The sequence below is a fragment of the Polaribacter sp. 2405UD43-2 genome, assembly GCF_058147125.1.
On sequence record NZ_JBYVJX010000002.1, the window covers coordinates 1 to 21,515 of the forward strand.

The following is a 21,515-nucleotide window of genomic DNA, read 5'->3' on the forward strand; positions in this document are numbered from 1 at the left end:
GGAATTGCTAACGCCTGTGCTAAACCGAAAATTAACGCATATTAACCCGTAACTGACGGTTATACGAGACCGTTGTGTGCAATTTGAGAAAAATTTTGCTATAATATCAATTTTTGGTATATTTGAGTAAATTTATGTCAAATGAACAAAAACACATCAATATCGCTCGGGAATTATTTTGACCAATTCGTCCAAAGTCGAATAAATGAAGGCAGGTTTAAAAACGTTAGTGAAGTCATTCGTGCTGGATTAAGACTTTTAGAAGAAGAAGAAAGTAAAGTAATTGCACTAAAAAATGCAATACAGGAAGGAATCGACAGCGGAATTGCTCACGATTTTGACCAAAAAAAACATCTTGAATCTTTGAAAGCGAAAAAGCACTCGAATGGCTAAATATAAACTGACCAACAAAGCTGTCGAGGATTTATCCAAAATTTGGGATTATACATTTGAGGTTTGGTCTGAAAAACAAGCTGACAAATATTACGATGGACTGATTTCCCACTGTGAGGAAATTGCAGAAAATCCAAAGTTGGGAAAAAACTACGAAGGAATATCAAAGCAACTTCTCGGAGTTAAATTAAACAGACACATAATATTCTACAGAACTTTGGATAAAAACTATGTGGAAATCACGAGAATATTGCACGAAAGAATGGATTTAAAGAAAAGAATAACCGAATAAAAACTGCACACAACAATGGCTATAGTTTATGTAACCCATTTGCAGTCGTTTTAAAAGAAGTGGTTTTGGGCAGGATATAGTTAAGGTTTATAGCTATTTCCTGTTCTTCAACAATTATTTTTTCTGTGATGATTTCTATAATTTTTCGTTTTTGTAGTTTGGTAAGTTTACTCCAGTTTTCATATAATGATCTTGCTTCTTCTATAATATATCCACTAGACTTAAATTGATCATTCAATGCAAATATCTCTCCCTCCAGTTCTGGAATTTTCATTTTAAGTCGTTTTATTTCTCTATTTGGTTTGTCATAAAATTCATTAAAACGATCAGTTTCAATTTGTCCTTTTTCATGTAACTCAAATATTTTTTCAATTTTATTTTCTAACTTTTCAACCTTTGATTCAATAATTTTTATTTCCTCTTTTTTCTCATTTATTACGGTATGAGTTCCATCAAAATATCTATTTACATCTTCTTTAGATAAGATAAATTCCGTAAGTTGTTCTTTGAAAATTTCTTCAATATCCTCGATTCCAATTTTACGTTTGCATTTTTTACAAGTATATTTTGGATTCCCTGATGGGATATACATTTTACCACCACATTCACAAAACAAATAGCCTGTAAACAAATGTACTTTTCTATTAAGAGGTTGAATTCTTCCTTTTTCTTGTTTGGTAATTAATAAATTTACTTCGTCCCATAATTCATCAGAAACAATTCTTGGTGCTTCATATATGTACCATTCTTTTTTATCACGTATTACAGTTTTTCCTTCTTTATTAATTTTAGTATGATGAGACCGTCTAATTCCTTTGGTTGTTGGATCTTTGAGTAAACGCTTAATTGTTATTCCCGAAAACAGACTATTTCGTTTTGTTCTGTATCCTTTATCATTTAAAATTTTTGCAACAGTTCCAAAACGTTGATGTTCTAAATACAGCGTATACATCATTTTTCGGATTGGGGCTTCTTTTTCATCAAGTTCCATTTCTTCTTTTCCGACCCGCTTATATCCAAAGGGAATAGCCCCCATTACTTTTCCCATTTTAGCTCTTACTTCTACTGAAGAATTGATTCGTTCCACAATATTTTTCTCTTTCCCATTGGCTCATTGCAGAAATGATTGTGTAGAAAAACCTACCAGATGGAGAACTTGTATCAATAGATTCATGTAATGAAATTAAATCAGCATTGTATTCTTGGAAATCATCAGAAAACTCCAACAGTTCTTTTACGTTTCTTGCTAGTCGTGCAATTTTAGAAAAGATAAGACCTTGGATATGGCCACTTTGGATATCTCTTAACATTCGCTGAGCTTTATGATGTGCCATAACACTTTTTCCACTAACCGCTTCTAGATGATATTCTTCTACAATTTCCCATTCTTTCAAATCTGCATACATTTTTTCTTTTTGTAAATGATGCTCAGGACTGTCTGAATTTTGCTGTAACTTGGTGGACACACGAATCCACACTCCAACTCTTTTTTTCATTGTTTACTTATTGACATTCAATGTCTAAAGTAACACAAATGTTTCAAACACTAAAAATATAAGTAAGCAAAAAGTGTGTTTTTATAATATTAAAATCCATAATTGACAACGTAATTTAGTTAATTTTCTGAATCAATACTTTTTGTAAAATCAAATAAATCTTTAAATTGAATTCCTAGTGCATTAACAATTTTAAGAAGGGTTTTCAAAGTAGCATTTGTACGACCCGTTTCTATACGTTGTAATGCGTTTTCTTCCATATCAGATTTAACTGCTAAATCAAATTGAGTCATATTCTGTTCTTTCCGAAATTTTTTGACTTGTTTTCCTGTAAGTCTTATGAACTCTTCGCCTTCAAATACTTTCATTTCTCTAAAATTTATAGAAAAATAGATGTATTTGAAAACAAACAACCCAACATATATGTTGGATTTTAAAATTTATTTGTTATGTTTGCTTTTTAACTTAATAAAAACAAAACATTATGAAAAAAATTTTATTTATTTTAAGTCTTGTAATTCTTACAAGTTGTGGTTCAAGTTCTAAAGTAGTACAAAAAGAAGTACCTAGATATAACCCGAATTTTGATTACACACCACAAGACCGAGCCAATCCAAGAAGTGCTAACATTACCATTGCACTTTTGAACCCAGTTTTTGCAGACAAAAACCCAAATTTAAGAGTTCAACCTTATTCTACATTTATAGAAAATATGGCAGATGACTTTGAAGAAATGCTGATTGCTAAAGGCTTTTCATTACGTGGACCTTTTAAAAATCGTGACGAAATGGTATATGGAGACAAAAAGAATTCTGATATTGCATTAGAGATTAGAATTAGTTTAAAAGACGAGGGGAACTTAAAACTCAAACAAGAAACGAATTGGGCACAAGTAATTAGTAAAAATGCACCAAACCATTACAAGGTATCGGGAACATTCTATCACTTTGGTAATATTATTATAGAAGCAACAGATCCTTTTACTGGAGAGAAGTTTTGGAAAAAAACAATAGCACTTCCTCGTAAAGAGATTATTACTCAAGGAAGCAAAACGTGGACAGGAAAACCAACCCCAAGGCAGATGATGTCAGAAGATACAGGAGTGTATAACCCAACAGCAAAAGCATTAGAAGAATATTATCAAGAAGCTATTAAAACTGCCTATAGACATATTGATGTAAACGAAATGAAAATGATTAAAACAGAAATTCAAAAATCAAGACAAAATTAATATGGAAAACCAAGAACAAACTCAGAAAAGAGAAGAAGCTATTAAAGATATGAAAATGTATCTAGCAAATGATTGGAATTTAAAGGAAGAAACACCAGAGTATTTTTTATTGACAAGAAATACCGCATCAACAACGGTACATGTTTTATTAGCCTTTTTCTTTTTTTGGATGGCATTTATACCTAATATTCTGTATCATTTTTCTAAAAAAGAGAAAAAGAAAATATTGAAATAAGACAATTTTATAAATGAAAACTCCAGCTTTTTTGTTGGAGTTTTTTAGTTATTTAAATTTCTTCGATTAGGCCTCATATAAAAAAAGTAAGTCAGAATCAAACTAGGAACAAAATAGAGATAGGTATGAAAGAGATGATTTTAGTTCGATTACTTTTTTATTTGAAATTTTTGACCTTTACATATAGTTATTAAAAGATAGCTAATTTTATAAACAAGCCTGTTTATTTTAGTATTTCATACTTCTTTTGGCTTGGTCATTTTACAAAAAACATCAAGCGAAAACACTAAAACTAGAGCGATTACTGAATAAATAATATTATCAGCAAACATTCCAATCTTATTTAATGCTTCGGTTACTCTTTTTATAATTATTTCTTTTGATAAGATTTCTTTCCCTACACGGTCATCTGAATCACAAATAACATCATAAATTTTTCTTTTTATTGAACGAAATAAATGTTTACCAAATCTATAATTTGTTTTTTTTATTTCTGATAGTCCTTTTTTTGGTTCAGGAAGATTAATAACTTGAGGAGTTTTATTTTCTATTCGTTTTGTACTAATATCTAAACTAAAAAGTTTTCTGCTTTTTAAGTCTATAGCTTTACCAAGATTAATATATAACTCATCAGATGTCTTGTCTAAATAAAGATTTAATTTTTCAATGGTAATTTTTGATGAAGAATTTTGCGTTTGATTTTTAATCACATTACAACGCAATTTATGATGAGCTATATCCTCTACAAAATTTTTCAAATACAAATTAAGTTGTCGAATATCTTTTCTTTCGCTTAAATACTTCTTAACATAAGTCACTTCATCAAGTAAGTTATTAAAAGATAAATCTCCTTTTTTAATATCTCCTTTTTCATAGAAGTTCTCTTCAATAGAATCAAGATGTTGTTTAAACAATCTGGAATTTAAAGAGTATGTGAATTTTCCTGTTTCTTCATACATACTTTCAAGAGGAACACCTAAAAAATTTAAATATTTATCTTTTAATTTTGTAACTGGATTAATAAATACATATGATATATTACGAATATCTTTATTCATGAAAAAAATTATTTATTATCATTCCTTCTCAAGAAGTTATAGCCAATACTGAATGAATACCAGAGCTGGTCATTGTATATCCAGTCTTTTGCTATTTCACCTCCACCTTTATCCCATCCTACAACAAAACCCATTTGAAAAGAATTAAATTCAACAAAACTTCCAATACTAAAAGTTCTTGCAAATACTAAACCATCTTCTACATTACTTAAAGTAGTGGTAGATTCATCAATAACATTATTATTGTTAATACCAATGGTTGTAACTCCAGCAGTTATAACTGGAATATATAAATAAATTGGTTTAAATCTATTTAATCTTTTTCTCAATCCAAAATACCCCCCTAAAGAAATTTCTGGAGTAATTTTCATATTTTGCTCTTTTATATTAGGTCTTATTTTAAAAGGAATTGAAAGCGAGGCCCCATAAGCAAATTGTATTGGAGTTTGATATCTTTTTTGAATATACCCCTTTTCTATATGTTTATTAAACTTATCTTTTTTTAGCCAAAAAATTTTATCTTGATTACTAACATCTACATAGTTTTTTATAAACCTAGTTGAGTATCTTATTGTATCACTACTTGTAAAAAATCGTTTAAACCATCCCTTTTTATTCCAAGATTTTATAAATGTAATTTCATTGGCTTTTTTGTAAATAGAATCTTTAGTAAAAGGGATTTTAGTTTTAATTTTATTAATCTTGATTTCTTTAAGTTTAACAATTGAATCCCTTTTGTTTTTTAAAAAGGATTTTTCAGTATCACTTAAATTAGGTAGAATTTTATATAAATCGAGAACTGAATCAGTTTTTTTATTTATTTCTGTTATTTGAGTTAATGAAACCAAATCAACATTATTAATTAGAGATTTTAGTTTAGTGCTATCAATTCTTCTAATAAAATTATATCCACCACCAAACTTAACTAGCTTAAGTAATACATATTCAAATTCATTATTTTCAATTTTAGCGGTTTCTTCTCCAATTACATTAAATCTATATTTATCAGCTGTCCATATATTGTCAGACATATTTATAGTTCCATTAAATTCTCTTAATTGAATATACCCTTTAAATTGATAATCAAACTTTTCTTCAGAGTTATTCTGATTATTTTGTGCTATAACTATTTTTACTAAAAGTAAAGAGATTATTATAGTTAAGTATTTTGTTTTCATTTTTTTTGCAATTTATTTTATTTATCGTTTTTAATTTAAAATCTAGAATTAAAAGTTTCACAATCCCATTTATGACCTTTTTCACTTCTAACAGCAATGAGTATCTTCTTACCATCTGTTCGAACATTTACAAGACCATAAATAATTCCATCAATTACGTTCAAATAACTTAAATTCTTCACTTCATCACTTGGGTTTAAATCGCCTGCATTCGTTGTTTTATAATTAACCCAAACTTCACTTATATCATCAATAAATAAGTTATTTTCTATTGAACTATCTTTTGGATGATTAATATTAGCAGCATAAGGTTGACCTATTTTTAAACTCCTTGCCAATTCAGTAGAATAGATGAGAGGAGTTTTTAACGAATCTCCATTTGTAGTTTTAAAACCAGTAATAGCAGACATCGATAAAACATTTGGTCTTGGGTGAGAGTGGGACTCATTATCACCACTTGAAATTATAGTAGCCGCTGCATTAATACTTTCTAGGAATTTATATGAAACATCATCGCTACCATGGTGACATGCTTTAGAAACATCTGAAGAAAATTCTTTTTTATCATGGTATTTACTAAGTAAATCTTGACTTTTCTTATTTAGATCTCCTGTTAGTAATATTTTAAAATTCTTATATTTCAAATTTAGTGCAGCACTATTCCCATTTGAATTTTTACTAGTGCTTCCAAGATTAAAAAGCTCAAAATCTCCACTACTATTTTTATCTAAAATTGGACCTAAAACTTTAATCTCAACATTGGATTCATTTGGAGCATAATTTTTAAGATATTGATTTCCTCCTTTGGCGATATCATAACCTAGAATATTGATATTATTAGTAGCGTTACTCTGTATAACATCATTAATAAAACCTCCCCATTCACCCTGAAGTTTTGGATATAAGTAGATATGGATGACTCTTTAGCAGAAGTGGGATTATTGTATATGGCAGAACATAGGTAAGCTCATGAAGATCTTGCAAAGAAAATACGTGTTAAAACGATAAAATTATTTAATTCTCAACATAATAATGGGTTAACATTAACGCAAAAGCATCAAAAACTCCCATTTGATAATGCTCTGCTTTCGTATTTTTGCGAATATCAGGCATCCGTGATTGCAACTCTGGATACCAAGAACTAATTGTTTTTGAAATAGCATATTTAGAGTTTCCACCAAACTGTTTAAAAACTTGCTTGATATCCTCTCTTGAATATTTGAAAATGGGTAAATTTTGTTTTTCCGCTTCAAGCTCAAAGGTTTGTATAATATTGATGACTCGTTTACTGATTCGATTGTCAGTATCTCGATATCCTCGAAGTATAATGATTGTTGGGCGGTATTGCTTAATGTAATAAAGCAGTCTTTTTACATAGCAACTTTTAGAAAGTGGTCTCACTCGTGCTACACCATAGTTAATCAATTCTTTGGGTGTTTCACTAATGACATACCCCATACCAAATGCGTTTGGGTACAGCGCAATAACCATAGGACTAACGTCCATGATTTTTATCCAATTCAAGAAGTCTATCAATAATTGTATCCACAAGAATAAGGCGTTTATCAATATGCGGTGCTTTCATCTCGTCCATTAATTTATCTTTCAAAACAAGCCCATTCCTCAAGCAGTTTTTTATAATTTCGGGATAGTGATTTTTAAACAGTTTTTCAATAGGGATTTTAAGAATGAGATGGTACGAAAAGAGAATTAAAATACTGGCATCGAGTTTACCGTGTTCTACCTTGGAAAGATTACCAGTATCTATACCAATAAAGGTTGCCATGTCTTGAAGTGATACGCCTGTTCGTTCTCGATAACTTTTAAGGAGGTGTAATGCGTTTGTCATAAAAATAAAAAGCATTGGGGGTTAATGAATTGTCCAACGCTGTTACTATTTTAAGGCTTTCTCCCACCACAATATAGATACTCCATTTTGTAAATACTACAAAAAAAATTCGCTGTCTCTCAATATTTAGTGGAAGAAATGGGTATAAGTTGGTTTATTAAGGTTTTGTATGTTTTTTAAATTGTAATCGTTTCAATCCCTGTGAACTTCCTTCACTGTACCTATTTGTATGTTTAATTATTGTAGTGTGAACTTGCTTCACTGGTTTACTGCTCCTAACTTCACAGCTTGTTTGAAAAGTTGTTGAGAAATAGAGTTTTGAAGCAAATTGACGTTCTTTGCTATTGCATATCAGTCTTCCTTGTTCATTCTTAACTTTTATTAAATTTTTAATTATAAGTTTGGAAATTGCAGTCGAAACAGCCCTTCCAGAGAGTCCTGTTTTTCTAACGAAAAACTGTTGCGATATCCAATCCCAACATTTGTGTTTGCCTGTACGTGTATCTTTCCAACCATAGGTTTGACGAATAATAACCAGTAGTACCTTTAACTCTGCATAGCCTAATTGTTGTAAATGAATATCAAAAATTGTATTGGGAACATTGGTAAAATAGATATAACTCATCCTTACAGCATACTAATAATTTGTATGGAATTATAGATAATCACATTTGTATTTCAGGTATTAGTTTTTGTGTTTTGATATTCTTACCATTTCAATTATTTTTTCATTAATATGTGGTTCATCCCAGTTGTCTGGATAAAATACATTGGCATACTTCATAAATTCCTCTTTGATTTGTTTATCAAAATGTGGATTTAATAAGCTTTGTAAATATGTGTAAATTAAATTTGATACTTCTTTATTAAATGCCATCATTTCATTATCACTAATTCGTGAGAGTTTATTCCAAGGAATTTCGCCAAAAGGAATAACGACTTTTACATCTGAATAATCCCCTGTTTTTGATTGAGGAAATACTCCTGAGAGGTAGTTTTCAATTACGGTATTTCTTACGCAAGCAACCGCCATTTTGAGGGCTTCTTTTTTTAGTGATTTGGTCAGTTGTTCTTGGCTTGGGGTGGTTTTCATATTTTAATTATAGCATCAATGTATTTCTTTTTTATTGGCGTTTTTACAAAAAAGGATATCTATATTCTTGTTTTTTTTAGTTATAAAATTGTAACGAGCAATTACATCGTTGTTTATTATGATTTATGGATACCAATAAAAAGTTAAAAAATGAAACTAATGTTAAGGAAGAACCAATTAATAATTTAATAGGGTTTTTCAATATTCTGTTAATAATAGATAAAAAAACATTAACTCAAAATAAAAACAATGCTATAATCAAAAAGCCAAACTAGAAATTATAAGCTATTTAAGAACAAAAGGGAGTAACGGAAATTTTTAGTTTGGCGACTTAAATTGCTAATCCGTTACTCCCTTTTGTTTTTTTTATGAAAAACAATGAAAATATATGATAAAGACTTAAAAGCCGAAGATGCTTATTTACTTGCTCGTGTCTCTTCAAAAGAACAAAAAGCACAGGGAAACTCTATTCCTGCACAAATAGAACGATTACGAGATTATATCAATAAAAATGAACAACTATCACTTATAGAAGAATATGCCTTTGATGAAAGTGCTAGTATATTAGAACGAAAAGAATTTGAACGTTTTTTAAACCGCATTGTAAAATCAAGAAAAACGATTGCTATTTGCTCAGATAAAGTAGATCGTCTTCTTCGAGATTTTCCAACATGGCTACCGAAATTAGACAAATTGAGAAAAAAAGGGTTGATTGAATTACACTTCGTTTCTGATCACCTTATTGTTCATCAGCAATCTACTGCAATCGATTTGTTTCAGTTTAATATGGCTGTAGCTCTAGCACAGTATTTTGCTGATAGTATTAGTGATAACACCAAGCGAGGCTTAGAAGGAAAAATTCTTAAAGGAGAGTGGGCTACTGGAACTATTCCAAGAGGATATCATGCAATAAAAGAAGTGGTGAGAGGAAAATTAAGGACTACCGATATTATTCCATTAAAAGAAGAATTTAAAATCATCCAAAAATTATTCAAAATGTATGCAACAGGCTTGTATTCCTTAAACCAATTAATAGATTGGTCTTTTAAACATAATTTTAAAAGTAGAAATGATAAAAAAGCTTCACGAAGACTTATTGCTGATATTTTGCATAACCCTTTCTACTATGGATTAATGAAATTTAAAGGAAAGCTATTTCCTCATAAATATAAACCTATAATAACCAAAGAACTTTTTGATACTGTTCAACAACAATTTGAATTAAAAAACAGAAATAATACCAAGAATAAACAAAAGGTACTCAAACTTTTTCAATCACTTATTACTTGTAAAAATTGCGGTTGCACCATTACTGCTGAAAGTAAAAAGGAGGGGCGATTTATTCTTTATAGCTGTACAAATTATTATAACAACTGTAAAAAAATCTATGTAAATGAGACACATTTAATTGAGCAAATTGAAAGTTTTTTTCACTCAATAAAACTAACGGATAAACAAATCAAACAAGTTGTAAATCAATTAAGGATTCTGCACGAGTCTCATAAAAAATTTCAAAACCAAACCATAAAAAGTTTACAAAAAGAACATTGCTTAATTCAACAGCACATAGATTCTTTATTTGATAAATATACCAAGCCCAATAGCCCTATAAGCGATGAAATGTATAATTCTAAACTAATCACTCTAAAAGAACGTCAACAAGCTGTCAGTGTCCATTTAGAGTCTCAAACGGGCAAGGACGAACAATATCATATTAATGTTCGAAAAATATTATCCCTATCTCAAAAAGCACACGAATTATTTATGAGTTCGGAAACTGAATTAAAACGTGGGCTTATCAATTTTTCACTATCGAACTTAATGTTAGATGGTAAAAAGCTATATTTTACAATACGTTCTCCCTTTAAAGAGTTAGTAAATGCAAAGACTTGTAACGAATTGGGTCAATTATGTAACACGTTCCGAACTATAAATTTACAATCAATCTCAAAAGATTTAGATTTTTTGAAACAGAACGAATAATTATAACTCCATCAATAAACACAATTTTACAATACTAATATTTATTTACAATAAAGCTAATCTATATTCCCTTCTTCAGACACGTTAATCTGAGTCTATGAAAACCTTTCTTAACCCATACATCAGTTACTTTGCACGCGTTGATTTTAGAGACCAAAACGAGCTTTTTGGTATCTATCAACATAATAGATTATTCGGAATGTATTTACTTGGAAAAACAGGGAGTGGTAAAACAAACCTCATGAAAACTCTTATCTATCAAGATATGATTCAAGAGAGAGGTTTTTGTTTGTTTGATATTAATGGAGATTTGTTAAAAGAGGTTTTATTATTAATACCAGAGTATAGAAAAAAAGATATTGTTCTCCTTGATGCCACTAACCCAAATATTGATATTGGATATAACCCTCTTAAAAAAGTGAGTTACAACAAACGAGCATTAATAGCTTCAAGTATATTAGAAACTTTTCAAAAGCTATGGGGTCAGCAGTCGTGGGGGTTAAAATTAGAATATATTTTGCGGAATGTAATCTTAACTCTTCTTGACCAACCCAAAGCTAATTTTAGTGATATTCCAAAACTATTATTGGAACAAAACTATAAGAATGAGTGTGTGAGAAATGTAGTAAATAAAAATGTTGTTCGTTTTTGGCAATTGGAATTTCCAAAGTATTCAAAAAATGACCTTTTGCCTGTACTGAATAAAGTAGGGAGTTTTTTATCTATTCCAATGGTTAATAAGATACTGGTTGAAAACACGAATCAGATTTCATTACGTAATATAATGGATTCCAAGAAGATATTTTTAGTTAATCTATCAAAAGGAAGTTTGGGAACAGATGGAGCACATTTACTTGGGTCATTACTGCTCACTTCTCTTTCATCAGCTGGATTTAGTCGTATAGACAGCGAAGAAGATAAACGAATCCCTTTCTATATCTACCTTGATGAATTTCAAAATTACACTACAGCATCACTTACCAATATGTTTTCTGAATTACGGAAGTTTAAAATTGGTTTTATACTAGCTCATCAATATCTTCATCAACTCCAAACTGATATTAAAAATGCTGTTTTGGGAAATATTGGAACGATTATTTGTTTTAAGTTAGGTCAAGCTGATGCAAAATATATGGCTCAAGAGTTTTATCCTATTTTTCAAACATCTGATTTTACCAATTTAGAGCATTTTCATATTTATATAAAATTACTTATAAATGGTAAATCACCAGCTCCTTTTTCTGCAAAGACAATTACTACAAATGAATTAATTAGATAAGTAAGATATACAGGTTTTGAAACCTGTATATCTTACTTATTCTTGTTTATATTTTAATTCTGAATCACCCAAGTTCCTAAATCAGTACACCCACTTGGGTTCATAGTAACAGTAGATAAATCTATTGTTTTTTTATAGACAGCTCCACTACCTGGAGGACAAGAAGTACAAACTGTATAACAAGCACCTAATTCAAAAACACTATCAGGACATACCATAAATTGAACATATCCATTTGCATCTGGAAAATATCTCCCATCGTATCCTTGATAAGAAACACCATTTACATCTACTCCACATCCTGGGTTTCCATTAGTAAATACCACTTTAATCTTTACACAAACAAGAACATCTGAACAAGGTTCATCTGCATTCCATACACTATTTACAGTTGTTACAACACCTTGCAAAGTTGAGCCTGTATTTTGAAGGAAACCTCTTTCTGACCAATATCCAGTTTCTACATTTAATTCATATAAATTTACTCTATCAGGAGTGTTTTTTGTTGTTAACGGATAAGATATTTTTAAACCAGTACCTTTTTTTAAATCTAAAGAGATGTCATTTTTCGAATCACTAACATTAATTTCAACAATTCCAAAAGAAGTTAAGGAATATAAATTACCATCTTTATTTTCAGCAATATAGGCTCCTGGTGCACTCATTACTTCTTTAGAATCAGTAACATCTATATATGTTGCTTGAATGTTAATATTTCCTCTATATGGTTTTCCTTTTATCATAAATCCATTTTTAGGAATATTTAAAGAACCTCCATCTCCAAATTTAATAATTCCTCCTTTTTCAGAATTTATTTCAACAATATCATTTCTCTTTTTCATTAAGACATCTAGTGTTGAATTTTCTTTTATTACCTTATAAATACTTACAAAATTTTTCTTTTCGAAAACTAATACATCTCCATCTTTAAAACTTCTTCTATTAATTTTGATGTTTCCTTTTTTGTCACTTATACCAATAACTTTCTCTCCTTTTTTTATAGTAACACTAGAAAGTGGGGTCATATCTGTCTTCAAAATTTTCCCAGTTACTGATGATTTGTTATCTACTACTAATGTTTTACAACAAATAGTAATTACCATTAATGTAAAAACAATCATTGTTTTTGTCATAAAATTACTTGATTTCTTCATAGCTTTTTTGTTTTATGTTTATGCAAATATCGCAGTTAACTAACATTCAACAACAAGAGAAAACACCTTATTAAAAACCATATTACCCTTATTTAAAATGAGTTACTTAACCTTTACTTAATTATTTCACTTACAAAAAAGGTTATCTATATCAATAAATGAATTTCGTTCATACTGGTTACAAATAAACCTTTAAATAAATAAAAAAATGAAATCAAAAAATCTATCAACCCACCTTATGGGTCGTAGTGAAGTAGAAATTCACTACAAGCGACCATTATTTTCAAAAATGAAACATATTACTAATGCAGAGGATGTATATGATTTTTTAAAGACATACATCAATCCAAAACTAATTGATGTTAAAGAATTCTTTTGGGTAGTCTTCTTATCAAGAGCAAATTGTGTACTAGGAATTTCTACCATAAATTGTGGAGATGTTCACGGAGTCACAGTTAATATTCGAGAGATTCTTCAATTAACATTACTTACATATGCTTCACAAATTATTGTTGCGCATAATCATCCGTCGGGAAAACTAAAACCTTCTAAAAAAGATGAAGACATCACTAAGAAAATAGCTAAAGGAGTCGCTTTATTTGATGTCAAACTTTTAGATCATCTCATCGTAACTTCTGAATCTTTTTTGTCTTTTGCAAACGAAGGAATTCTCTAATTATCAATTACGAATTGTAATCATAATTCATAATTGAAAATTCGTAATTCTTCCCCTTCAACTTTATTACTTCCTAACTCCCTAACTATTCTTATGAAAACACCCATTGCCTACTATGGAGGAAAACAAAATATGGTATCTACCATTCTTCCTCTTATTCCAAAACATTCCATATACACAGAAGCTTTTTTTGGAGGTGGTGCAATTTTCTTTGCAAAAGAACCTGTGGAATCTGAAATTATTAATGATACCAACAATATGGTGGTTAATTTTTATGAAATAGTAAAAACAGATTTTGAATGGTTGAAAACAAGAATTCAAGCAACAGCCTTTTCAAGAGCGACGTACAATGTGGCTTTGACCATCTATAGAATGCCCCATTTATTCAATAAAAAACAACAAGCCTGGGCATTTTATGTAGGAACAAATTTTGGATTTGGTTGTGCCATTGGTTCTTGGGGATATGATAAATACGGAAAACAAGCCAAAAAATTATTGAACAAAAAAATGAACTTTAATACTGATGTTTTCAGTCGATTAGAAAACACACAGATCGAATGCAACGATGCTTGTAAAGTAATTAAAGCAAGAGATTCTGTGGATACATTTCACTATATCGATCCACCGTATTTTAATTCCTGCCAATCTTTTTATAGTGGTTATTCCGAAGTACATTTTGAAGAATTACTTAAAACTCTTGGAAATATTGAAGGGAAATTTCTACTCAGTTCGTATCCCTCTGAAATTTTAACCAAACACATCAAAAAAAATGGATGGTATACTAAAGAGTTTAATAAGCCTTTAACTGCTAAAAAAACTTTAGCTGGAGAAAAGCGAAAACGTAAAATAGAAGTATTAACTGCCAATTACTCGCTTAGCGAACCTAAGTAATATGAGTGGAGCAGAAATTACGAATGAAAATCATAGTAGTTCCATCAACCGAAAACCATCAACTAAAAACAAACTCAAGGTAGTAGAACTCTTTGCAGGTGTTGGTGGGTTTCGGATTGCCTTGGAAGGATATCCAAAGAAAAAAGAAGCTGATTTTGAAGTGGTTTGGAGCAATCAATTCGAACCACGAACCAAAAAACAACACGCCAATATGGTGTATAAGAATCGCTTTGGAAGTGAACATCACTCTGAAGAAGATATTGAACATATTGTACAACATCAGATGCATTGTATCCCAAAGCACGATTTGTTGGTTGGTGGTTTTCCTTGTCAGGATTTCTCTATTGCCAATCGTTCCCATAATAACGGAATTGAAGGTAAAAAAGGAAAACTATGGTGGAGTATTTATGCCAGTTTAAAAGCAAAACTACCTCCCTACATCTTATTGGAAAACGTGGACAGATTGCTTACCTCTCCAGCAGGACAAAACGGACGCGATTTTGCGGTAATACTCCATTGTTTAAATGCGCTTGGATATGCTGTTGAATGGCGTGTGATTAATGCCGCTGATTATGGTTTTCCGCAACGAAGACGAAGAGTCTTTATTTTGGGGTATTATAAAAACATCACTTTACAGGGCTTTAAAAACTTCCAAGATAAGTGATTGGATTACAAAAACTGGCATTACTGCCAAAGCCTTCCCTGTTGATTCAAATGAGCAGATTAAAGTAGGTATTTTACCGACATCTATTGAAGACCTTTTGCAAAAGAAGGATACCAATATTGTTCGCTTTGAAAAAGCAGGAGTGATGCTACACGGTGCTTATTGTTCGTTAAAAGTTACCACAAAAAATGCTTAACAAAAAAAGAACACTCAAAGATATTTTACTTGAAGAACATCAGATTCCTGAATCTTTTTATATCCAAGAAAAAGATCTTGCTCGGTGGAAGATAAAAAAGGGAGCAAAACAGATTCCAAGAATTCATAAAAAAACAAGAGAACCCTATCTCTATCGTGAAGGTAAGGTGGTATTCCCTGATGCATTAAACAAGCCTTCAAGAACGATTCTTACTCGTGAGGGTGGAACTTACATCGCCAGAGAAAAACACGTGGTTAAGGTAAAAGGACGTTATCGAAGATTACATCCCATTGAATTGGAACGTTTAAACGGGTTTCCAGATGATTTTACAAAATGTGATGGAATTACGGATAATCAACGTGCCATTTTTATGGGGAATGCTTTGGTGATTGGAATAATTGAAAAGCTAGGAAAAGAACTTTCGAAAGCAGTTGACAAAATTAAATAGTAACCTTTAAATTTTAAAAAATGAAAAAAGTAGTAAACAAAACCGTCAACCTTAATTTGGTTGGGGTAAACGGAAACGCCTTTATGATTATGGGTGTATTTCAAAAACAAGCCAAAAAAGAAGGCTGGAGCCAAAAAGAAATTGACTTGGTATTAGAAGAAGCTAAAAGTAGTGATTACAATTATTTATTAGCAACAATTGAAAACCATTGTGAACCTAAAGATGAAAACGATGACAATTAAACAACGAAAATTGATACTTCACTTTTTAGAAATGTTGGAGTATCAACTTGAAAGTAGAAAAGTAACAGCAATCAATCCTGTTTTCCTACAGCTATTTTCAAGAAAAGAATTAATTGAAATAGTCTTATGGCTCTTTACCAATTATGACAAAAGTATGTTGTCTGAAAAAACGGACGTAGAATTGTTAGAACTCATTGGAGATGATGCAAATGTACTTTCTTTTGTATTAAAACGATGGAAAAACAACATTAATGCTGTTCCGAAATTAACACAAGAAGAAGTAGATACTTTTTTTGATGAGATAAAACTCCATATTCATTATTTGAGACATAAACCTGTTTTAGAATGGGATGATTACGATGTCAGTAATTATTATTCAATCTTGTTTAAACGAGGAAAGACAAAACGTGTCTTTGCCATTTTTACATCAGATGTAAAAGATGAAGATAAGTATGCAGTAACAACTCAACCTTCCTTCTTTTTTGATACTAAAGAAGAAGCTGAACAAGAAGTAGAACGTATCTGTAAAGAAACCAAACAAGGTGCAACTGATTTTGTGATTCACACACTTTGGAGAATAAACTAAAAATTAAATATAAATCCGTGCAATTTGCACTTAATCTATGGCAATTCGCCACTTAAAATTAAATAATTATGAATACAAGTATCGTAGATGTATTAATTGAAAACATCCAAACAGACCAACAGTTACTGCAAGAAGTAGAAACGAAGATGGAAGCTTTAAAAAGCGAAAAAGCTATCATTTTTGAACGATTGAAAAGTTCTCGAAAAGATATGGGCGTAATGTTAAAATATGCAAATGAAACACAGCAAAAAAAGATTGAAACATTAGGTTTTGATATTTCTGAACCTCAAAAAAGTGTAAATACTATTGCTACTGTTGCTTTTGATATCATTATGAAAGTAAAAGACAATCAAATGACCAATGGCGATTTGTATGATGCTTATGTAAAGTCTTGTAAAGACAAAAAAGAAGAAGCTGAAAAGTATTCAGCATTTAACATTAAATGTCGTTCGTTGTTTAATACCCAGAAATTACTGCGTAAGAAAGGAACTGATCCAAAATCTTCTAGAGAAGATATCATTTCTTTAAACGGGAGGGTAATACCTTCAGTTAGGCAAAAGTCAAATAATAAATCTAAAATACCAAAAGATATCCCCTTACCTAATGTTGATTCTAAAAAGAAAAATGCAAACGATAAAAAACAAAATCATGGAAAAAGATAATTATCTAGATATTTTTGAAAAACAAGAAAAAGCGGTTCATCATTGCCTTTGGTTGAATTTTAAATATCGAATTTCAAAAATTACTTTTGGAATTATATATGGACCAGATAACAATTGGGCTGTGGTAGAAGAAGCTACTGCTAAAGAAATGGAAATGGACTTTCTAGATATTTTACCAAAAGATTACTCGAATATGAATTATGATGATATTCGTCATATACGAATGGATAAAGAGCCTTTACCTCATTGGGAAGAAATTAACGGAATGTTATCTACTATGGATGGAGAAATTTTACGGTTTTTAATCCACAGTAAAATTCCTATTGAAAATTTGATTCGTTTTGAATTAGCAGGACGTGGTTTTGATAAAAACCATAGATGGTGTGGATTTAGCAAATCTTTTGAGATTTGGCTTAAATAACAAATTAATATCGAAACACTCATTTATTTGAGTGTTTTTTTACTTCTATGATAGACTAAAAATTGCTTATTTTAACTCTTACTTTTTCTTTTAACCTCTATTCAATTCATAAAATCAATTGTTTTTTTCTATTTTAGCTTTTGAAAAAGCTATGAAAAAATGTACAAAAGAAATTATCACCCTTTGATAATTCTGCTATATGTTAGTGGAATGTTGGGTACAAAACAAATTTGTGAATTACCCAAAACAACAAGGTATAACTGGAATCAGTTTTCTCACGAAAACTATTATGGAAGTGACTGGGTATCTTCTTATATCAATCAGTTTGAGGATATAAAAACCGTTTTTGCTTCTACTTTTCTCTTTAAATCTTTACGCTTTTTAATAGAAACTCGAAAAGGTTATCTAAATATGTTGCAAGAATTTTCTCACAACAAACAATTATTGAAATTACATGCTGATAAAATTATTAGCTCCATCGAAAAGATGAAATCTTTGGCAAATGTAAATGTGAAAACTGCTTGTAAATATTATGGAATTTCTAAAGATTGGTATTATCGTGAGAAAGCTAAAGTTGTTTGTAGTATAAGTCCATTTAAAAAATGCTATCGTCAGCATCCTAATCAATTAACATTTAAAGAAATTTCTATAATAGAAAATCTAGTTACAGATTCCAACAACTTTGGTAAAACAAAAGTAACCTTGTATTATCACGCCATGCGAAATAATTTATTGTTTTGTGGCAAATCTACGTTTAATAAATATGCATCTGCTTTAGGATATATAAAAGTAAAACGATTTAAATATCCAAGTAAAAAAGGATTTAGGGCTTCAAGAGTTTTTGAATGGTTACACGTTGATATTACCAATGTGAATACACTAGAAGACGGAATGCAAAAAGTTGCCTTTGTAAAAGATAATTTTTCTAGAGCGATTTTACATTATAGTTCAACTAGTGGAAAAGCTGGTAGCGAATTTATTAGAAATTTATTTGCAGAAACTTTCTCTAAATACAATTTGTTAAATACTACTAAACCCATCAATATCCTATCTGATGGTGGAAGCGAAAACAAAGGTGAATTACTCACTTGGATAGAAAATATTAATGCTCCTCCAATAGTTACTAAGATAACAGCACAATCTAAAGACTTCCCTTTTTCAAACTCTATGTCTGAAAGTACCCATAGTATTTATAAAACAGAATTTTTAAATGGAAAATATTCTCTTAATGAGAAATCACATTTAAAAGATTTAGAAAGTTTTGTAGCGAATTATAATCATCATAGATACCCAACTGATTTATTTGGATTAACTCCTTTTGAAGTTGTATATGGAAAAATTCCTGATAAAAATTATTTTAAAGAGCAGATACAAAAAGCGCGTAAAGAAAGAGTCATCATAAACCAACAATTTAATGATTGTAAAATTGCTCTTGGTTGTAATTCTTGAAACTAGAGAAATTTAGGTCAAAACCAAAAATCTTTTTAACGAAGTAAACAAATTTCAGTTCATTTTAGGGAATAAAAAAAGGATATCCGTTTTTACGAATATCCTTTTCTATGACTATGATGAATTTATCAGTTATATAATATTACAAACTTCTCAAACCCTTATGTTTGCTAATAATTCCAATGTTGGAACCTTTTTGTCGCAGTTTAAAGTAGCGAGTCCAATGTAGGTTATTTATTGGGTGAAGCTGATAATAATAACGCTTTTCAAGACCCACTAATGCTTAAAAGGTTTCAAGACATTAATAATCTTGATACTAAAGATAAAATGTGTCTGTTAACTAATATTGATTACTTTATTAAAGCTTCTAAAATAAATTCTTTATAGCATAAAAAAACCGCCTCTTGGACGGTTTTCTTATTTATTCTGGACTTTTTACTATCGGTAAATCTTTGGGGATTTCAAAAATAGAAACTTCTAATTTTTTCTTTTCTACTGTTTTTGCAGTTATAGATAATTTTACATCTTGTGCATCTACATACATCTTTAAAGGTAATGCACCTCCTGTTTTATTTAGGCAGTAATACCATAACCCGTATTGATGCTTCTTATAATTTTCTGTATTTACTTTTACATCCTTATTATAATAATACAATACTGTACCCTCGTTTGTTTTAATTTCTAATAAGTTACAATTATAACCTGCTATTTCTAATTGATTTTCTTTAATGTTAGCAGAGATTACTTTTTCTGTTGCTTTCTTGGTATCTATATACATTAACGCATTAACGCCATTCATTTTAGTATAGATAGTATCTTTACCTGTGTAGTATTGTGTTACTTGCAACATACCATTCATTACAGATTTATACTTATTTCCTTTTATGTAATAAATTTGCTGATTTCCCATAAATTCTGATGCTTCTTCATCATCCATTTCGCCTGTCTTATCGTGGAACTCTAAACCATAAGTTATAACTCCTTCAAAGTTGTCTTGCGCTACTAAAAATGTTGTTACAAACACCAGTATTACTGTTATGTATTTAATTTTCATTTATAATTTCTTTTAATAATTTAATTATACTACATTATTGTTATTTAGTTTTTCTCTAATAAAATCTAAATCATAGTTGTAGCCTCTTTTGGTATTAAAAAAACAATATTCTAAATTCTTTAACTTTAATAAAGGTAATGTGTCTTTGTCTTCTATAGTCGTATTCCCAATATAAAACCGTTCTAATTTTTCAAGTTTTATTATATCTTTTATACTAAAAAGATTGCCAGAATTTATAAGTCCAATAGTTTTTAAATTAGATAAAGAAAAAATAACTTCAATAGGTTTTATTTTTTTACAATTCTCAAAACCTAAAACTTCAAGAAGTCTAATCTTATTAAGATTTGTTATATCTATAAGACTACTTAAATTAATAAAGTTTACGTTTCTCAAAGATTTACAATTTTCTATCCCATTTAATGAAGTTAGTTTTCTATTGTAAGATAATTCTAACCTTGATAAATCAATACTTTCTATAAAATTAAAACTAGATATTGTAGAGTTATTTATAGTTAATTCGTTTAGACTTTTTAAGCTTTTAAAAAAGCTAAAATCTTCTTTTTTAAAGTTATGTATTACTAAAGTTTTAACTTGTAAATTTTTACTAACATCACATCCTTTATAGTATTTAAACTCTAAATTTTTTAGACTAGAATAAATTGAAAAATCAACCCTATACTCATATTGATTTAAGTTTAACTCCTCTAAACTATCAAGATAATTTAGACCTTCTAGGTTTAAATCGGATTTTAAAATATGTACACAGCTAATATGAGGTACTTCTCTTAAAAAAAATATATTATCTAATCTATAACCAAGTGTTTGATTTATTTCAACTCCTTTTATATTATAATCTATTAAATAGTTATATAACTTTTTTTCATTTTTAAAATCTTCTTCTCTTAAGATAATTGATTTACCAAAATTGTGTAATCTAAAAATAAAACCATCTTCTTTTATTATTTCTGATTCTATGATCATAAGT

28 protein-coding genes are annotated in these 21,515 nt (G+C 29.7%); 15 read left to right on the plus strand and 13 right to left on the minus strand.

Annotated elements, in window-relative coordinates:
* The first annotated feature begins 141 nt into the window (after nt 1-141).
* Nucleotides 142-393 carry a type II toxin-antitoxin system ParD family antitoxin gene (locus ACY2RX_RS03225; protein WP_490102527.1) on the plus strand — a complete coding sequence of 84 codons (252 nt, stop codon included), beginning with the start codon at nt 142-144 and terminating at the stop codon, nt 391-393.
* Complete coding sequence (locus ACY2RX_RS03230) at nt 386-685, plus strand: type II toxin-antitoxin system RelE/ParE family toxin (protein WP_490102528.1); 300 nt, start codon at nt 386-388, stop codon at nt 683-685. The genes ACY2RX_RS03225 and ACY2RX_RS03230 overlap by 8 nt, the downstream gene beginning before the upstream one ends.
* Before the next feature lie 19 nt (nt 686-704).
* On the opposite strand, the gene ACY2RX_RS03235 is transcribed toward ACY2RX_RS03230, so the two are convergent.
* The 3 genes from ACY2RX_RS03235 to ACY2RX_RS03245 form a co-directional block, all read right to left on the minus strand.
* On the minus strand, nt 705-1,733 hold the full coding sequence (locus ACY2RX_RS03235; RefSeq protein ID WP_490102529.1) for a recombinase family protein: 1,029 nt from the start codon (nt 1,731-1,733) through the stop codon (nt 705-707).
* 1 nt (nt 1,734) lies between these two features.
* Nucleotides 1,735-2,151 (minus strand): recombinase family protein, encoded by a 417-nt coding sequence (locus ACY2RX_RS03240; RefSeq protein ID WP_490102530.1) that lies wholly within the window; start codon nt 2,149-2,151, stop codon nt 1,735-1,737.
* Nucleotides 2,152-2,300: 149 nt separating this feature from the next.
* The gene (locus ACY2RX_RS03245; RefSeq protein WP_490102531.1) at nt 2,301-2,549 is read right to left on the minus strand and encodes a helix-turn-helix domain-containing protein; all 249 of its coding nucleotides are present in this window, start codon (nt 2,547-2,549) and stop codon (nt 2,301-2,303) included.
* A 116-nt stretch (nt 2,550-2,665) separates the two neighbouring features.
* Here ACY2RX_RS03245 and ACY2RX_RS03250 point away from each other — a divergent pair, with 116 nt between their 5' ends.
* Both ACY2RX_RS03250 and ACY2RX_RS03255 read left to right on the plus strand, forming a co-directional pair.
* Nucleotides 2,666-3,412, plus strand: coding sequence for a hypothetical protein (locus ACY2RX_RS03250; protein WP_490102532.1), 747 nt, complete (start codon nt 2,666-2,668; stop codon nt 3,410-3,412).
* 1 nt (nt 3,413) lies between these two features.
* On the plus strand, nt 3,414-3,647 hold the full coding sequence (locus ACY2RX_RS03255) for a DUF8108 domain-containing protein (protein ID WP_490102533.1): 234 nt from the start codon (nt 3,414-3,416) through the stop codon (nt 3,645-3,647).
* Between the two features lie 236 nt (nt 3,648-3,883).
* Here ACY2RX_RS03255 and ACY2RX_RS03260 read toward each other — a convergent pair whose 3' ends face one another.
* From ACY2RX_RS03260 to ACY2RX_RS03290, 7 genes are all read right to left on the minus strand, one after another.
* Nucleotides 3,884-4,705, minus strand: coding sequence for a hypothetical protein (locus ACY2RX_RS03260; RefSeq protein ID WP_490102534.1), 822 nt, complete (start codon nt 4,703-4,705; stop codon nt 3,884-3,886).
* A gap of 8 nt (nt 4,706-4,713) precedes the next feature.
* The gene (locus ACY2RX_RS03265) at nt 4,714-5,883 is read right to left on the minus strand and encodes a hypothetical protein (protein ID WP_490102535.1); all 1,170 of its coding nucleotides are present in this window, start codon (nt 5,881-5,883) and stop codon (nt 4,714-4,716) included.
* Nucleotides 5,884-5,918: 35 nt separating this feature from the next.
* Nucleotides 5,919-6,527: a hypothetical protein gene (locus tag ACY2RX_RS03270; protein ID WP_490102536.1), complete on the minus strand. Its 609-nt coding sequence runs from the start codon at nt 6,525-6,527 to the stop codon at nt 5,919-5,921.
* Nucleotides 6,528-6,897: 370 nt separating this feature from the next.
* Complete coding sequence (locus tag ACY2RX_RS03275) at nt 6,898-7,389, minus strand: hypothetical protein (protein WP_490102537.1); 492 nt, start codon at nt 7,387-7,389, stop codon at nt 6,898-6,900.
* On the minus strand, nt 7,379-7,732 hold the full coding sequence (locus ACY2RX_RS03280; RefSeq protein WP_490102538.1) for a helix-turn-helix domain-containing protein: 354 nt from the start codon (nt 7,730-7,732) through the stop codon (nt 7,379-7,381). Before ACY2RX_RS03280 ends, ACY2RX_RS03275 begins: the two co-directional genes overlap by 11 nt.
* 157 nt (nt 7,733-7,889) lie before the next feature.
* A complete protein-coding gene (locus tag ACY2RX_RS03285) occupies nt 7,890-8,357 on the minus strand; it encodes a replication protein (RefSeq protein WP_490102539.1) in 468 nt (155 codons plus the stop codon).
* Nucleotides 8,358-8,417: 60 nt separating this feature from the next.
* Nucleotides 8,418-8,825: a hypothetical protein gene (locus ACY2RX_RS03290; RefSeq protein ID WP_490102540.1), complete on the minus strand. Its 408-nt coding sequence runs from the start codon at nt 8,823-8,825 to the stop codon at nt 8,418-8,420.
* Between the two features lie 378 nt (nt 8,826-9,203).
* Between ACY2RX_RS03290 and ACY2RX_RS03295 the strand changes: the two genes are divergently transcribed.
* Nucleotides 9,204-10,808: a recombinase family protein gene (locus ACY2RX_RS03295; RefSeq protein ID WP_490102541.1), complete on the plus strand. Its 1,605-nt coding sequence runs from the start codon at nt 9,204-9,206 to the stop codon at nt 10,806-10,808.
* Nucleotides 10,809-10,905: 97 nt separating this feature from the next.
* A complete protein-coding gene (locus tag ACY2RX_RS03300) occupies nt 10,906-12,087 on the plus strand; it encodes a type IV secretory system conjugative DNA transfer family protein (RefSeq protein WP_490102542.1) in 1,182 nt (393 codons plus the stop codon).
* 53 nt (nt 12,088-12,140) lie between these two features.
* Here ACY2RX_RS03300 and ACY2RX_RS03305 read toward each other — a convergent pair whose 3' ends face one another.
* Nucleotides 12,141-13,241, minus strand: coding sequence for a hypothetical protein (locus tag ACY2RX_RS03305; protein ID WP_490102543.1), 1,101 nt, complete (start codon nt 13,239-13,241; stop codon nt 12,141-12,143).
* Between the two features lie 289 nt (nt 13,242-13,530).
* Here ACY2RX_RS03305 and ACY2RX_RS03310 point away from each other — a divergent pair, with 289 nt between their 5' ends.
* From ACY2RX_RS03310 to ACY2RX_RS03350, 9 genes are all read left to right on the plus strand, one after another.
* On the plus strand, nt 13,531-13,917 hold the full coding sequence (locus ACY2RX_RS03310) for a JAB domain-containing protein (RefSeq protein WP_490102544.1): 387 nt from the start codon (nt 13,531-13,533) through the stop codon (nt 13,915-13,917).
* A gap of 93 nt (nt 13,918-14,010) precedes the next feature.
* Complete coding sequence (locus ACY2RX_RS03315) at nt 14,011-14,808, plus strand: DNA adenine methylase (RefSeq protein WP_490102545.1); 798 nt, start codon at nt 14,011-14,013, stop codon at nt 14,806-14,808.
* A gap of 1 nt (nt 14,809) precedes the next feature.
* Nucleotides 14,810-15,472: a DNA cytosine methyltransferase gene (locus ACY2RX_RS03320; protein ID WP_490102546.1), complete on the plus strand. Its 663-nt coding sequence runs from the start codon at nt 14,810-14,812 to the stop codon at nt 15,470-15,472.
* A 188-nt stretch (nt 15,473-15,660) separates the two neighbouring features.
* On the plus strand, nt 15,661-16,116 hold the full coding sequence (locus ACY2RX_RS03325) for a DNA cytosine methyltransferase (RefSeq protein ID WP_490102547.1): 456 nt from the start codon (nt 15,661-15,663) through the stop codon (nt 16,114-16,116).
* Nucleotides 16,117-16,136: 20 nt separating this feature from the next.
* On the plus strand, nt 16,137-16,358 hold the full coding sequence (locus ACY2RX_RS03330; protein ID WP_490102548.1) for a hypothetical protein: 222 nt from the start codon (nt 16,137-16,139) through the stop codon (nt 16,356-16,358).
* Entirely contained in the window at nt 16,348-16,944 is a 597-nt protein-coding gene (locus ACY2RX_RS03335) for a hypothetical protein (protein ID WP_490102549.1), read from the plus strand. The genes ACY2RX_RS03330 and ACY2RX_RS03335 overlap by 11 nt, the downstream gene beginning before the upstream one ends.
* A 68-nt stretch (nt 16,945-17,012) precedes the next feature.
* A complete protein-coding gene (locus ACY2RX_RS03340; RefSeq protein ID WP_490102550.1) occupies nt 17,013-17,606 on the plus strand; it encodes a hypothetical protein in 594 nt (197 codons plus the stop codon).
* Nucleotides 17,593-18,027, plus strand: a complete 435-nt coding sequence (locus ACY2RX_RS03345) for a hypothetical protein (protein ID WP_490102551.1) — start codon at nt 17,593-17,595, stop codon at nt 18,025-18,027. Before ACY2RX_RS03340 ends, ACY2RX_RS03345 begins: the two co-directional genes overlap by 14 nt.
* Nucleotides 18,028-18,186: 159 nt before the next feature.
* Complete coding sequence (locus tag ACY2RX_RS03350; RefSeq protein ID WP_490102552.1) at nt 18,187-19,476, plus strand: transposase family protein; 1,290 nt, start codon at nt 18,187-18,189, stop codon at nt 19,474-19,476.
* A 421-nt stretch (nt 19,477-19,897) separates the two neighbouring features.
* On the opposite strand, the gene ACY2RX_RS03355 is transcribed toward ACY2RX_RS03350, so the two are convergent.
* Together ACY2RX_RS03355 and ACY2RX_RS03360 are read right to left on the minus strand one after the other, a co-directional pair.
* A complete protein-coding gene (locus tag ACY2RX_RS03355; protein WP_490102553.1) occupies nt 19,898-20,530 on the minus strand; it encodes a DUF4412 domain-containing protein in 633 nt (210 codons plus the stop codon).
* Between the two features lie 24 nt (nt 20,531-20,554).
* Complete coding sequence (locus ACY2RX_RS03360; protein WP_490102554.1) at nt 20,555-21,511, minus strand: hypothetical protein; 957 nt, start codon at nt 21,509-21,511, stop codon at nt 20,555-20,557.
* Nucleotides 21,512-21,515: the final 4 nt, after the last annotated feature.